Annotated in this window: 15 protein-coding genes; 6 read left to right on the top strand and 9 right to left on the bottom strand. The window is 63.9% G+C overall.

What is annotated here, in order from left to right:
* The first annotated feature begins 67 nt into the window (after positions 1–67).
* Positions 68–1,234 carry a beta-ketoacyl synthase N-terminal-like domain-containing protein gene (locus AB0J47_RS17800; RefSeq protein WP_364346642.1) on the top strand — a complete coding sequence of 389 codons (1,167 nt, stop codon included), beginning with the start codon at positions 68–70 and terminating at the stop codon, positions 1,232–1,234.
* A 308-nt stretch (positions 1,235–1,542) separates the two neighbouring features.
* Here the strand turns inward: AB0J47_RS17800 and AB0J47_RS17795 are convergent, their stop codons facing one another.
* From AB0J47_RS17795 to AB0J47_RS17785, 3 genes are read right to left on the bottom strand one after another with little or no spacing between them, the layout of a single operon-like run.
* On the bottom strand, positions 1,543–1,959 hold the full coding sequence (locus tag AB0J47_RS17795) for a nuclear transport factor 2 family protein (RefSeq protein ID WP_364346640.1): 417 nt from the start codon (positions 1,957–1,959) through the stop codon (positions 1,543–1,545).
* Complete coding sequence (locus AB0J47_RS17790) at positions 1,950–2,756, bottom strand: MBL fold metallo-hydrolase (RefSeq protein ID WP_364346638.1); 807 nt, start codon at positions 2,754–2,756, stop codon at positions 1,950–1,952. The genes AB0J47_RS17795 and AB0J47_RS17790 overlap by 10 nt, the downstream gene beginning before the upstream one ends.
* 52 nt (positions 2,757–2,808) lie before the next feature.
* Positions 2,809–3,174: a hypothetical protein gene (locus AB0J47_RS17785; protein ID WP_364346636.1), complete on the bottom strand. Its 366-nt coding sequence runs from the start codon at positions 3,172–3,174 to the stop codon at positions 2,809–2,811.
* 32 nt (positions 3,175–3,206) lie between these two features.
* On the opposite strand from AB0J47_RS17785, the gene AB0J47_RS17780 reads away from it, so the two are divergent.
* From AB0J47_RS17780 to AB0J47_RS17770, 3 genes are all read left to right on the top strand, one after another.
* On the top strand, positions 3,207–3,704 hold the full coding sequence (locus tag AB0J47_RS17780; RefSeq protein ID WP_364346634.1) for a hypothetical protein: 498 nt from the start codon (positions 3,207–3,209) through the stop codon (positions 3,702–3,704).
* Between the two features lie 479 nt (positions 3,705–4,183).
* Complete coding sequence (locus tag AB0J47_RS17775; RefSeq protein WP_364346632.1) at positions 4,184–4,609, top strand: hypothetical protein; 426 nt, start codon at positions 4,184–4,186, stop codon at positions 4,607–4,609.
* Between the two features lie 3 nt (positions 4,610–4,612).
* Complete coding sequence (locus AB0J47_RS17770) at positions 4,613–5,668, top strand: site-specific integrase (RefSeq protein WP_364346630.1); 1,056 nt, start codon at positions 4,613–4,615, stop codon at positions 5,666–5,668.
* Between the two features lie 255 nt (positions 5,669–5,923).
* Here the strand turns inward: AB0J47_RS17770 and AB0J47_RS17765 are convergent, their stop codons facing one another.
* Positions 5,924–7,333, bottom strand: a complete 1,410-nt coding sequence (locus tag AB0J47_RS17765; RefSeq protein ID WP_364346628.1) for a pentapeptide repeat-containing protein — start codon at positions 7,331–7,333, stop codon at positions 5,924–5,926.
* 542 nt (positions 7,334–7,875) lie between these two features.
* Between AB0J47_RS17765 and AB0J47_RS17760 the strand changes: the two genes are divergently transcribed.
* Complete coding sequence (locus AB0J47_RS17760; RefSeq protein ID WP_364346626.1) at positions 7,876–8,082, top strand: hypothetical protein; 207 nt, start codon at positions 7,876–7,878, stop codon at positions 8,080–8,082.
* Between the two features lie 138 nt (positions 8,083–8,220).
* On the opposite strand, the gene AB0J47_RS17755 is transcribed toward AB0J47_RS17760, so the two are convergent.
* The 4 genes from AB0J47_RS17755 to AB0J47_RS17740 form a co-directional block, all read right to left on the bottom strand.
* On the bottom strand, positions 8,221–8,613 hold the full coding sequence (locus tag AB0J47_RS17755; RefSeq protein ID WP_364346624.1) for a hypothetical protein: 393 nt from the start codon (positions 8,611–8,613) through the stop codon (positions 8,221–8,223).
* 273 nt (positions 8,614–8,886) lie between these two features.
* Positions 8,887–9,372, bottom strand: coding sequence for a hypothetical protein (locus AB0J47_RS17750; protein ID WP_364346622.1), 486 nt, complete (start codon positions 9,370–9,372; stop codon positions 8,887–8,889).
* A 530-nt stretch (positions 9,373–9,902) separates the two neighbouring features.
* Complete coding sequence (locus tag AB0J47_RS17745; protein WP_364346620.1) at positions 9,903–10,331, bottom strand: DoxX family protein; 429 nt, start codon at positions 10,329–10,331, stop codon at positions 9,903–9,905.
* 254 nt (positions 10,332–10,585) lie between these two features.
* Positions 10,586–10,765: a hypothetical protein gene (locus AB0J47_RS17740; protein WP_364346618.1), complete on the bottom strand. Its 180-nt coding sequence runs from the start codon at positions 10,763–10,765 to the stop codon at positions 10,586–10,588.
* A 475-nt stretch (positions 10,766–11,240) separates the two neighbouring features.
* Here AB0J47_RS17740 and AB0J47_RS17735 point away from each other — a divergent pair, with 475 nt between their 5' ends.
* Complete coding sequence (locus tag AB0J47_RS17735; RefSeq protein WP_364346616.1) at positions 11,241–11,402, top strand: hypothetical protein; 162 nt, start codon at positions 11,241–11,243, stop codon at positions 11,400–11,402.
* 17 nt (positions 11,403–11,419) lie between these two features.
* On the opposite strand, the gene AB0J47_RS17730 is transcribed toward AB0J47_RS17735, so the two are convergent.
* On the bottom strand, positions 11,420–12,214 hold the full coding sequence (locus AB0J47_RS17730) for a hypothetical protein (RefSeq protein ID WP_364346614.1): 795 nt from the start codon (positions 12,212–12,214) through the stop codon (positions 11,420–11,422).
* Positions 12,215–13,075: the final 861 nt, after the last annotated feature.

Here is a 13,075-nt window from a genome sequence, read left to right as displayed (position 1 = left end):
TCATACTGCCCAGGAGATGCGGCAACTCCGGTAGGACACGAGAGGAACATCCGAAAGGTAGGGCGACATGAGGAGAGTCGCCATCGTCGGTGCCGGGATGACGCCCTTCGCCGAGCATTTCGCCCTTGGCATCAAGGATTTGGTGCCGATGGTATTCGCCGAATGCGCCGCCAGCGTCGACAAGGGATTGCCGAAATCCGATATCGAAGCCGCGTGGTTCGGCGAATTGGGCACCACCGATGGATTCCCCTCCGGCATCCTCGCCGACACGCTCGGCCTAGCGGAAATACCTGTTACCCGCGTCGAAAATGGTTGTGCCACCGGACATGACGCGGTGCGCAACGCGGTCTTCGGTATCGCCTCTGGTGCGGTCGACGTCGCGCTCGTGCTCGGCGCCGACAAACTGCGCGAGTCGGCGTCGAAGGACATGCTGTGGGAGTGGGGGGCGATGACGCGGGATATGGCTTGGGACTATCCCCTCGGCCTGGTCGCCCCCGCAGGCTATGCCCTGCACGTCGCGCGGTATCTGCACGAGTCTCCCGCTACCCGCGAGCATATGGCGATGGTCGCCGTGAAGAATCACCACCATGGTGTCCGAAACCTCAAGGCATGCTTGCGTTTCGAGATCACCATCGAAGAAGCCCTCACAGCACCGACCGTGGTGACCCCCTTCGGGCTCTACGACTGCGCCCCCCAAAGCGACGGCGCGGCGGCGCTCGTACTTGTCGCCGAGGATGTCGTGGATCGCTACACCGATCGCCCGGTGTGGGTCAGTGGGGTCGGGCTCGGCCTGGACTCGGTCATGCACCAGCACAAACGGGATATGACAACCTTCCCCGCAACGGTCCGCGCCGCCAAGGCGGCATTTACCATGGCCGGGCTCACACCCGCGGATGTGGACGTCGCCGAAGTGCACGACTTCTTCACCGGTGTCGAGCTGATCAGCTACGAGGATCTCGGCTTCGCCGACCGCTTCGAGGCGCACAAACTCCTCGAAGCCGAAGTCACCAGCGTCGGCGGCGCGCTACCGGTCAATCCCAGCGGCGGTTTGAAGGCCAAGGGGCACCCGCCCGGCGCCACGGGTGTGGCCCAGTGTGTCGAGCTGTTCGAACAGCTGCGCGGAGACGCAGCCAACCAAGTCGACGGCGCGCGAATCGGCTTGGCGCACAACGTCGGCGGCCCCACCGCCGTCGCAGCAGTCACCATCCTGGCGGGACCCACAGACCCGAGATGAGTGACGTGGTCGCGCTTCGCACCGCCCCTCACAGACCCGTAGCAATGAACGCCGCGCGGATCTGTCCGAGTGGCGGCAGGGCCCCAGCGATCGCAACTGCAACCTGCATCCACCGATAACCGGCTCTCACACCCGGTGGACCGAATCATCGGGACCCGTCAAGAGCGATACGCTGGACCGATTCGCCACGCTAGAACCGGAAGGCCGTCACATGGCCCCACGACCGATGAGTCGCCGGCCGCGCACGGTTCCCTCTGCCCTACCCGTCCAGCCGGTAGCGCCTCGTGCGGCCGAGGCTGCTTCTGCGCTCATGCGGTGGCGGCGTCGCGGACCAGGGCGGTGTCGACGAATTGTTCGAAGCGGACGATGTGGCCTGTGCGCACCGTGAAGTGGTGTGCCACACGAACATTCAGTGGTTTGCCGGTGTGCTTGTGGGTGGCGGTGTAGCGGGCCAGGACGACGACGTTCTCGCCGTCGACGACGTAGGTGTCGTCGTGGGCGGTCCAGCCGTCCCATTCCTTGGCCAGTTGCTCCATCACGTTGGACGTGACACCGTCCGGAGTGCGGTAGGTGCCGGCCAATGGGAAGCCCGCCATCTCGGTCCACTCCACATCAGGTGCGAGGGTCTCGCGCAGGGCGGCCAGGTCGCCCGCGGCGGAGGCGAGATACTGGCGGCGGACCACTGCCGCGGGCGCGGTGTCGTCGTCGAATCGGTTCAGCCCCATGTCATTTCCCCTTTCGCGACCTTGGTTCCCAAGCTGGCGGCGATTTGCAGACCGGCGTCCGGATAGGCGGCCAGCAGCGCTTTCTCGGCGGTGGCGGCATCTTCCGAGTCGGCGATGGTCTTCTCGAAGAACGCCAGGTATTCGCGGGTATGGCGGATGCCCGTGAGATCGGTGGGAGTGCCCGCGGCACGGTGTCCGGCGGCGGCGAAGGCCGGGTTCAGGGCGGCGAGGTCGTCGAGGGCGCGGGTCCACTCCTCGCGCTGCGCGGTGGTCGCGGAGTCGGCGGTCCACACGTGCAGGCCCTCGAATAGCAGTACACCGCCGATCAGGGCGCGGGCTGCCGGGTCGTAGACGTACCAAGCACGGTCGCCGAGGGCGTCACTGGCGCGGCGAATCTCGAGCGGGATCCCGTCGACGGTGAGGGTGGCGACGGTCAGCGGCGTGATGTCGACCAGCCGGGTGGGCAGGTTCGCGCCGAGGTGCGCCCAAGCCTGCAACTTGCCCTCATAGGACGCCTTGATGTGGTCGATCACATCGGCGGGTGCCTGGAATACGGCCTCCGGGAAGGCGTCGGCAATGACCTCGGCGCCGAAGTAGAAGTCCGGGTCACCGGCGGTGATCAGCACCGTGGTGAGCCGCTTGCCCGAGTCGAGCACCTCGGCGACGATGCGGTGGCCGTCGGCGCGGGTGAATGCGGCGTCCACCACCAGCGCCTCGGACTCTCCGGTCACCAGCACACTGGTCTTGTTCAGCGAGCTGTCGGCGAAATCGATGATCTTGTAGTCGAGCGTTGCCATGAGGGGGTCCCTTCTGGGGTGTCGGAACTCGTTGTCGCGATTGGTGATTCGGTCAGCGAGGGGTGGTGACAGCCGAGAGATACTGATCGAGAACCGCGGACAGGTGCGCCGCGTCGGAGACAGATCCGCCGAGCCGGACCGTGCCGGTGTCAATTTGCAGTAGCACAATCGGATAGGAGTGCACGCCCAGTTCCGCGGCGCGGCCGAAGTCGCGAAGTGCCACGGCACGGGTCCGCGTATCCGCGAGATCTGAGATCACCCGGTCGGCGTCCAGTTCGTGCTGCTCGGCAATGCGCAGGTAGGTCGCGGGATCGGAGACCCGGTCCACTACCTGCCGGACGAAGTGCATCTGCTCAGCGGGGATGGCGGCGCACGGCCCCCGGCCCACGGCGGCATCGGGTCGGTCTGCGGTGTTCATAACGCACATTTCCCTCCTGCACAGACATGAATGTGCCCAACCTTCGGTCAGGCCCGAGACTGCGGGCAACGCTCACCTCAGGAACACTGCGCACCTATAACACCCATCTCAACTGGCTCGAAACCACCTGGCACAACTATCAATTGGACCAGATCTCCAAAGCTGACCTCGACTACCGAGCCCACACCGTACAGACCGCCAGCTGTGCCAAACCCCGCGCCCGCAACGGCACCAGCGCACAAGAACAGTTCATCAGCACCGCACGCTGCCTCTACCGCTACGCCGAAGACAACAAGTGGCTCCACCCCACCCGAAACCCCGCCCGCCACCTAGAAATACCCACCCGACCACCATCACATCGCCAAGCGATCCCCTCACCCCAACTCACCGAGATCTGCCACATCACCGCCCTCACCGGCAACGACCCCGAACTCGACACCCTCCTCCTCTCCTACACATCGAAACCGCCTGCCGCCGCAGCGGCGCCCTTCGCCTACGCCCTTGCGACCTCGACCCACACCAATGCCTGATCCTGCTACACGAAAAAGAAGGAATCGACCGGTGGCAACCCGTCTCCCCCAACAAGTTCGGCCACGCCACAACACGTTTGAAGCAGCCAAACAAAACGAGGCTGAACCAACCGACAGAGCACGACCCCAGCCTCCCGCTCAGCTACTTCTATCGAAGCACTGAAAACTGTTTCAGATCAATAGAATTGAGACAACACAACATGATCGCCCAACCTGTGCTACTCTCTAGCGACGCACAATAGAAGTACTCGTGCACACATCTGCACCAATATTGTTGCCTCCGCGTGTTCAAGTCCCCTCTCGCGCACAGATTCCCGGCAGATTTGCCGGATTTGCGTGCCGTGTGTTCGAGCGCACTCGAACACACGGAGGTGACCAGGGAAAATGCGCACCCACCTGCGACAACTTCTGACAGATCCGCCAGGATCGACCATCGATGACCCTGCCGGGCCGGACACGGGAAACGATCGGGGCCGCCGATGATTCCCCCGCTCGTTCTCCCGCAGGCACCACTGGAACAGCTGATCCGCGGTCCGCTGCCGGGCCCGCCGGAACCGGCGTCCATCCCCGACGACGACATCCTGTGCGGCATATCAACGCTCGGCGAAGCCGGCAGAGTCCTCGACCGGTATGTCATGGCAGCGCTCGACTGGTCGCCGGGAACGAAGCTGCAGATACAGCCTGTCGACGACGTTCTACTTGTCGGCCCGTCTCCCGACGGTCAGGTACGCGTCACCGGCGACGGCTATTTCCGCATCCCGTTCCGGCAACGACGCCGAGTCAGCCTCCTCATCGGCCAGCGCGTCCTGCTGACCGGCCGCCGCAGCCGCGAACAGCTCCTGGTCCATCCGCCCTCCGCGCTGGGCAGGCTCCTGGCCGCCCGCCTGACATTGCTGGACCGGTGACCTGTGGTCGTTCCGAATCCGGCAGTCGCTACGAGTGACACCATCGCCGCGGCACGCCTGCTACTCACGCAGATGGGCCTGTCACCCGCAGACCTCGTCGCCCCCACCGCAGCCGTGCCGACATTCGCTGAGATCATCCCGGCGGTCCGAGCGACCCTCGAAGCCGGTACGCGAGGCACCTACGGCACCCATCTCAACCACCTCGAACAGCAATGGGGCGACCGCAGATTGGACCACGTCACCAAACCCGAACTCGATGCCATGGCACACACCATCCGTTCGACCGCCCGCACCAACCGAGCCTCCCGCGGAGGCATCAGCGCCGTCGAACACTTCATCTCCACCGTCCGCTGCATCTACCGATACGCAGAAGACAGGGGGTGGATCCGCCCCAGCGATAACCCCGCCCGCCAGCTCACATTCCCGACCCGCCGCAAATCGCACCGCTACGCCATCCCATCCGACCAACTCGCCGAAATCTGCCAGGTCGCCGCTACCACCGGCAACGACCCCGACCTGGACTCCCTGCTCCTGCGCCTGCACCTCGAAACAGCCTGCCGCCGAAGCGGAGCCCTCGCACTACGCCCCCACGACCTCGACACCACACAATGCCTGCTCTACCTCCGCGAGAAAGACGGAACCGACCGCTGGCAACCGGTCTCCCCCACCCTGATGAGCCACCTCACCACCCACGCCCACGAACGCCACAGCCCCCAATCCGGACAACTCCTGCGATACAGCAACGGCAAGCCCATCACCCACCGACGCCACGACCACCTCTGGCACCGCATCGGCCAAGAACTCCCCTGGGTCGCCACTCAGGGCATCACCACACACTGGCTACGCCACACCACACTGACCTGGGTCGAACGCACCTTTAGTTACGCCGTCGCCCGCGAATACGCAGGGCATTCAGGCAAAACCGGCGGCACCACCGCCACCTACGTCAAAGCCAACCTCCATGAGGTCGCCGCAGCACTGTCTATCCTGACAGCCGAACCACACCCACTGGCAACTCACACCGCCACCCGACCGACGAGCACGACAACAGTTCACTGACATTCGGTGAGCCGTAGGTGCCGGGCGGGGTGTGTGTGACTGACCACCACATCTGTCACCAGCGGCGTTGGTGAGCTGGGACGAGCCGAGGTTCTGATCACGGTATCTGTCACCGTTTTTCCATCGCATGTATCACCGATCTTGCTCGTTCCCCACGAGCTGACCGGACTAGCGCATGCTTAGCAAACATTCGCTCATGCCGATGAGCGTGCACTGGCCGCGAGCAAACGATCGTTATCGGTGGTCAGGGTCGGATTATGGTGGAGTAAACCCCTCCGGCCACTGTGTGGTCTCGTCGTATGTCGCGTTGAATATAAAGGTCGCGTCGTCCAGCATCGCGCCGGTCAGGTCTACGCCGGTTAGGTTCGCCAAGGTCAGATTCGCGCCGGTCAGGCCCGCGTGGGTCAGGTCCGCGCCGGCTAGGTCCGCGCCGGTGAGGTTCGCGTTGGTGAGGTCCGAGCCAGAAAGATCCGCGCCAGTAAGTTTCGCGTTGGTCAGGTCCGCGTTGTCTAGGCCCGCGTTGTACATGTGCGCTTCGGTCAGGTTCGCGTTGGTCAGATCCACACGATTCAGTTCGGCCTCAGCCAGGTCCGCTTTGTGTAGGTCAGCGCCGATCAATTTCGCGCCCGTCATGTTCGCGCTGGTCAGTTTCGCGCCAGTAAGTTTCGCGTTGGTCAGGTTCGCGTATTCCAGGTTTGCATCGACCAGGTCCGCGCCGTTCAGGCCCGCGCCGTTGAAGTTCGCGCCGTTCAGTTTCGCGTTGCCCAGTTTCGCGTTGACCAGTGTCGCGTTGACCAGTGTCGCTTCCGTCAAGTCCGTGAGGCTCAGGTTCGCATCGGTCAGATCCGCGTAGCTCAGGCTCGCATTGGTCAGGTCCATGACCGTCATGTCCGCGCCGATCAGTTTCGCGCCGTTCAGTTTCGCGCCGTTCAAGGCGGCGTTGGCCAACTTCGCGCTGGTTAGTTCCGCGTTGATCAGCATCGCACCAGTCAGATTCGCGAAGAACAGGTTCGCGCCGTTCAAGTTTGCGTCGACGAGGTCCGCGTTCTCCAGGTCTGCGCTGACCAGAAAGAGATCAGAGAGATTGTTCCTGCGCAGGATGCAACCCGGGAGCGATACCTGATGCAGGCTGATATCGGTGGCAGTCCAGGATTTCGGGTGCTCGGCGGGACGGTGGCGACGCTCGGCCAGGATCGTGATGATGGTCTGACGGATCTCGCGTTCGGACAGATCCGGTTTCTTGGGGTCGTCGCTCTCGGGAAATGGGACACGCAGGTACCACTGGAGCAAATTGATGCAGACCTGGCGTTCGTCGTCTTCACCGAAGGCATGCCAATCATCGGCGAGCGCGGTCAGCGCATAGACACCCGCTTGCCTGATCGCAGCCGACTCATGGGCGATCTGGGCCGCGATGGCGGTGTAGCGATCACGCAGGGTCGATACCTGTGCTCGGCTAGAGTCTTCCGCGTGCCGTTCGCGCTCACGGTCCATCTCGGTCCGGTGGCGCTCTCGCTCGCGCGTCGTATCAGCTTCATGTTGCCGCTTGGTGAGATCGCGGGTGCGTTCACCGTGGAGGTACGCCAGGATGCCAGCGGAAAGCGCTCCGGCTCCGGCGAGCAGCGTCGCGAGCGGTTGGCCGAAGGCGGGCGAGACCCCGGACAACACAGCGGCACCGAAGCCCGCTCCGCCAGCACCGGCTAGTGCGAGCCCGGTCCAGATCGATCGGCGGTGCGTCGCGCTCCACCTGCGGATCAGATTCCCGGCAGCGGCTCCGGTGACAGCCTTCTCCCCCTCGGACATGGGAAGACGGTACAGCGCAGGTGGTTTCAGCGTCAGGACAATCCGGCAGACAAGACCTGTGGGTCGTGACGGCTGGTTGAACCATGCACGCTAGTCACGAGTCTTATAGCTGATCACCGCACCGGCTTTCCCGGACTTCTTGGCCAGGTCGTATACGCCGGGAACGGCGGAAAGTCGATCAAACTCAGCGGCGGCCGCTTTGTCACCCTCTGTGGTTGGCGGAAACTTGATCTCATGTTCTGACGTAGCTCACCTCCTCGTCGCCTACGTACCAAGGTCGTTCACCAGGAGAGTGGTTGGACAATGCTCCGACCGGACTGCGATGCGCGGTATCCGGCGTGTGCGGACGTCCAGGGACGTGAGCCCAGCAAACCGAACCTGTCGGTCTGCGCCGTTAGCCTGCCCCTGTGGCTATCGAAGAAGGCTCCAAGGTCCGCTTAGGCGAAGGCGGCGTCAGCGTGTTCCGCGTGATCGAGATCGGCGTCGACGGTGACCTGAACCGCGCGATCGTCGAAGCCGTCGACGAACCGAAGCCTGGCGTCTATCAGTGGCCGACCGATATCAGGCGACTCGTGCCCGTCGACGAGTCTCGCCAGCCCGCCGACACCGCTTAGCTAAGAGTTCAGCGATACGAAACGCGCGGTAATGCCGCGTTGCGCGCTGAGAGAACCGGCCAAGCCGCGGCCAGCCGAACGCACTGATCTGCCGATTGCACGGCGCTCTGGGGGCTGATGTGGTGTGACGGATTGGGCTTATACGCAGGCCCCGTCGGCGGCATCGCGGATTCCGGCCTTCATCGCGGCGCGGTCGTCCTCGGACGTGTCGCTCCACCTCGGCGACTTCGAGGCATCCTCGATGACTCCCTCAGCGGCCTCTTCGGCAGTCCATCCGGGTTCCGCGTCGGCGAGCCTTTTGGCCTCGGTGAAGAAGTCGAGCCAACCCAGACAGGTCTCCCGTCGCAAGCCTGCGCCGCCGGGAATGAAAGTAGCCGGGCCCGGCACCGTAGCGTCCGGAACCGACGACTCGCTCGCTGGTGCTGAGGCCGGCGCGCTCGGTGCGGCCGGAGTGGTGCTCGACGAACCGCATGCTGTCAGGACGACAGGCGCGAGCACGGCGATAGCGATGACGGCGGCACGAGCGGCCACAGTGTCCCCCGATCGAGTTGGTCTGGATCCCGGGGATGCTAACCGATCACGAATACTGCCGCCCCGGCGATCAATCCCGCGGTGGGCAATCCTGCGGCAGTCAAGACCTGTCAGGCGGTGCGTTGAAGTCGGCGGTTGACCGGCTGTATGGGCGGCTCGGATTCCGGTCGGGTGCATCAGGTGTCTACCGGTTCGATTCAACCGACTGGCCCGCGGCGCCAACGCACGGTAATGCCGCTGATCGCGCTGACCGAACCGGTCGGCGTGTGATCGCTACGGGATGCAGTCGTAGCCGTTGACGTAGGCCGGAGCATTCGCGATGTTGCCGGAGATGGTGACGAACTCGATGGGTTTGCCGTCGAGGCCGATGGGCGCTGGAGGTTGTTTTCCGCAGTTGTAGGTGATCGGTGTCGGGCTGCGTTGGGTGATCTGCCAGGGACCTCTCATCGTGTTGTCTTGTCCGACAGTGCCTTCAGTGGGTTGGCAGTCGCCTCGGCCGGTGATCACGACGGTGTCTCCATCCTTGTACCCCAGCGGTGGCACGACGATGGCCTCATCGCATACGTACGTGGGGATGTGGGAGGGTCCGGCGTGGCTGTCGTCGGCTGGGGTGGTCGCGGTGGTGGTTGGTGCGCCAAACTTGGCCGCGGTCGTCGTCGTGGATATCGGGGCTGCTATCGGTGAGGTGCTGGGATGCGTCGAGCAGCCGGTGAGCGCGACCGCGAGTAGGCCGAGGGCGAGGTAGGCGGGTTTGGTCACGAGGTGGTACCCCCTGTCGTTGAGTGCGAATGCCGGGCGATGCTAATCGAGGCCGTCACAAAATCCCATGTCTGTCAGAAGGTTGCCGGTTCGGTGACCGATTCCGATTGCCCAGCTCTGCCGCCGCGCCGATCACGGTTTATTTCGGTACCTGCCAGCCCTTGCCGGCACAAGCTTTGGCTGGCAGTAGCGTCCACTCATGCCGCATATCGGTCGAGCAGTGCGCGAGATCGATTGCCGCGTTGAACATCCTGCATCGGCTCCGGTGACGCGCGTGGACCAGCGATAAGAGGACTCGCCCGCGTACGGCACAGGCTCGCGCGTCGGACTGGGGCACCAAACCGCCCGCAGCGAAACAAAACTGTCATCACATGACCCGGAGGGTCGCGGGGTGGGCGGCCCGACCCGGTGACGCCCGCCGCGCGACTGCGATGGGACAGCCCGACCAACCCGACCGGACCGTCCCCTGTCACGCACAACGCGGCTACCGGCGGCTGGGGTGCCGCCGGTAGCCGGGCGTTATGCGCGGGTCATCGCTGGATCAGCGCGCGCAGAGCGGTGATCGAGGCCCGGCGTTCGTAGGCGATCCAGGCGAAGATCGCGGTGAGCGCCAGCGGGAACGGCGCCAATTCCGGGGTTCCGGCCACGAAGGCGTTGAAGCCGGCGGCAAGGAAGGTGACAATCGCCAGGCCGATCGCGGCGGCCGCGGTCAGTCGGGGCACCACGAGTCCGATGCCGCCCGCGACCTCGGCGAGACCGATGAAGACCAGCAGCGCCAACGGGATCGAGAAAGCGGTGGCGTTGTTTTCCATCAGGGTCTGCGGGATGAGGAGCTTCGGGCCGCCGGAGGCAATGATGAAGAACAGACCGAGCACGATCTGCAGAGTCCACAGGACACGGTTGCGGATCTTGCCGGGGCGGACGGAGGCGGTGGTCTGGGTGGCGGTGACGGCGGTCATTTGGTCATCCTTCTGGGTCGGTAGCGCCGGGTTGGTGGCGCGTTCACCGGTAAGGACGGGGGTGGTTCGGAAAATTCATCGCCGCGGTCGAAAGAATCTTCACCGCGCCGTCGGGACTGAATGTGGGCTGTGTTTCTGGCCGGAGCTGGTCCTCGGATTCGAACTGATCCCGATCGCGCACTGAAATGCCGCCGAGCGGGGCAACTCCGAGCCACAGTGATACTCCAGCAAACGCTCGGTGACAGATTGACTGATCAGGTGACAGATAGGGCGATCAGCCACAGTGTGGACAAGCGGTAAGTGTCGGTAGCGGTGCGCACGATCCCGGCCGCAGGGATCTGCACGCCTTGCGGGCCTACCCCCGTTGCTGGCGCATCGCGCGGGCGCACCACGACGACGTGCACGCGAACTGTGGCACCCGACTGCTCCCGCACTTGCGATGGTTGCGGCTCATGCGCGACGTGCGACGGCTGCTACTGCGGCGAAGCCGAGGACGAACCACGCCAGCTGATCGCTAGTGTCCTGAGTCGTTAGTTCGTCGCTAGCTGGGTTGGTGATGAGCGGCTCAATCTTGGTCGCCAAACCTGAACCCGGCGGCGAGCAGGCCCGTGGGGTCCAAGTCCGCCGGATTCGGCGCTAGCGTGATCAGCAACGTCCTGAACAGCAGGTTTCCCGGTGGCCAGCCCATTTCTGCGAAAACCGGCGCTAAGCGGTTACCGCGCATAGGTTCCGACTATGTGCGGTTGCTCTTATGCCGACCTGGGGAAACGACCCTTCCCGGGGAATGACGACTCCGGAAACTATGTGCGGTAGGGCTTACCGCCAGATCTGACGGACTTGGACCCCACGGGCCGGAAAGATCCGCGACGCGGGCGATAGCCACGGCCATGGGCGAGGAGATCGCGGTGGGTGACCGCATCGAGTGGTGCAGCGACATCGACGGCCGCCCCGTCGATCCCGAGGCACGGGACGTACACCGGCACCGTCGACAGCGTGCAACGGCATCCGGACGACGCTACCCGGGTGGTGGCGTACACCATCTGCTCGTCCTGGGAGTCCGGTGGATTGTAGAAAGGGTCTTGAACCGACTACTGGTTCCAGGCGGGGCATTGGTTGGGGGAGTACGAGGCGCTGGCCGTCCCGCCCTCCCACTCAGTCATGTCCACGGGATCCCACTGGAGCAGCGTGCTGGCGTTGCGAATGCAATTGTCGAAGTCGAGCACGCCATAGCGACAGCAGATGGAGAGGTCCTGCTGCAGTTGCTCGTACCCTTTGCCTGCCTTGTACATCATCGTCACCTCGGTCCGGACGACGCCGAGGTAGAGATTGCCGCGATTGCGCGACAGGAGCCCGACCTGCTGGAAGCTTTGTTTCTCTGCCTCCCCTTGGTTCTCGAGCGCCAGCTGGCCTATTTTCTTGATGGTCTCCATGACGGCGTTGAAGTTCTCCGGAGTCATGAAGCTCTGGGCCAAGTCCTCCACCGCGTCGACGACCTTCCCCAGGGACAGCGGGGAGATGAACGTAGAGCGGGTGTCATTTCGGTAGCCTGAGAAAGCCGGCATCGCGGAAAACTTATAGATGTAGTTGTTCCAAGCGACCGGGTCGAAGGCCGTGCTCTCCGGGTTGAAGCCGCTGAGGCTCGCGGCCTTGCGCATGAGGGTGGCGGCGACCGACTCCCACGTGCTGAATTTACTCAAAGGCCCCAGATCGGGCAGCGAGCTGCCGTCTTCCACCGCTATGTTGCCCACCGCCAGTTCGGCGCTCTCAGAGTCGAACTGCGAAAGCTCGGACATCGTGGCGGCGTCCGGCTTGTGGGAAGGCATCTGCCACAGCGTGATCTCCACGGCCTCTCGGCGCAGCTGGGATTGACTGATCTCGGTCATGACTGCTCCTTGTCTGCGGGTGAGGTGCTACACAGCGAGATGAGACGACGTTTGAAGGACTCAGCTGTTCCAGGCAAGGTGGCGAAACGATGTAGCTGTCCGTGCTGCCGACCCGGGCATTCGCGCCCTGGGGACCCTACGCGAGCATCGTGCTGGCGTTGGGAAACAGTTGTTGAGGTCGAGTGCGCCGTAGCCACGGCAGATGGAGAGGTCCTGCTGCAATGCAGCCTAGCCAAGTGTGATCATGCTGGCCGGGACTATCTCTAATTCGGTCGGCTTACTCTACTTGGAGTCAGTAAGTTCGGGTTCTGATTTCAGCCTGATTCCACCGATTTGGTTTCTGGATGGTCCGCGCGCTTGTGGTGCGGTGATTTCCGACGTCGGTCCGGGATGATCGGGCGCATTCGTGAACGGTGAAAATGGCCTCAGTGGATCAGGGCTTTGCTCGTGGCTGGACCGGCCAGTGGCTGCTGCGGTATCCGGCCAGGGTGTCGATGGAGGTTACGAATGCCCTTGTGGAACGCCGCGTCGACCTCAGCAATCTCGACCTCGACCGGGCTGCTGAGCTGATCGCTGCCCGTCGGCCGGGCTGGCTATCGCGGGGTTTGACGGCGTCCGCTCTTACGTACCGGGACCCGGCTACGGATACCCGGACTCACATGTAACTCGCTCCGAGCGTTCACGATCCGTCGAATCCGCAAGGTAGGTCCGAACAACCGCCCGCCGAACTGTTCGAATGTACCTTGCGGCCTGCAGATCAGCGCGGCGCTGTCCGCAAGGTTGAAGCGGAATGGACAGGACTGGCAGAGCGCGCGGAAGGGGATGTCTCTGTGTGTGGCACACGTGACGGCCCGGTATGTC

It is taken from the genome of Nocardia sp. NPDC049737 (assembly GCF_040674755.1).
Lineage (GTDB): Bacteria > Actinomycetota > Actinomycetes > Mycobacteriales > Mycobacteriaceae > Nocardia.
This window is presented reverse-complemented; position numbering and strand designations above follow the sequence as displayed.

Excerpts from the sequence above, each read along its gene's own strand:
- AB0J47_RS17800 (WP_364346642.1), top strand. The coding sequence starts at position 68 with ATGAGGAGAGTCGCCATCGTCGGTGCCGGGATGACGCCCTTCGCCGAG.
- AB0J47_RS17795 (WP_364346640.1), bottom strand. The coding sequence starts at position 1,959 with ATGGGGCTGAACCGATTCGACGACGACACCGCGCCCGCGGCAGTGGTC.
- AB0J47_RS17790 (WP_364346638.1), bottom strand. The coding sequence starts at position 2,756 with ATGGCAACGCTCGACTACAAGATCATCGATTTCGCCGACAGCTCGCTG.
- AB0J47_RS17785 (WP_364346636.1), bottom strand. The coding sequence starts at position 3,174 with ATGAACACCGCAGACCGACCCGATGCCGCCGTGGGCCGGGGGCCGTGC.
- AB0J47_RS17775 (WP_364346632.1), top strand. The coding sequence starts at position 4,184 with ATGATTCCCCCGCTCGTTCTCCCGCAGGCACCACTGGAACAGCTGATC.
- AB0J47_RS17745 (WP_364346620.1), bottom strand. The coding sequence starts at position 10,331 with ATGACCGCCGTCACCGCCACCCAGACCACCGCCTCCGTCCGCCCCGGC.
- AB0J47_RS17730 (WP_364346614.1), bottom strand. The coding sequence starts at position 12,214 with ATGACCGAGATCAGTCAATCCCAGCTGCGCCGAGAGGCCGTGGAGATC.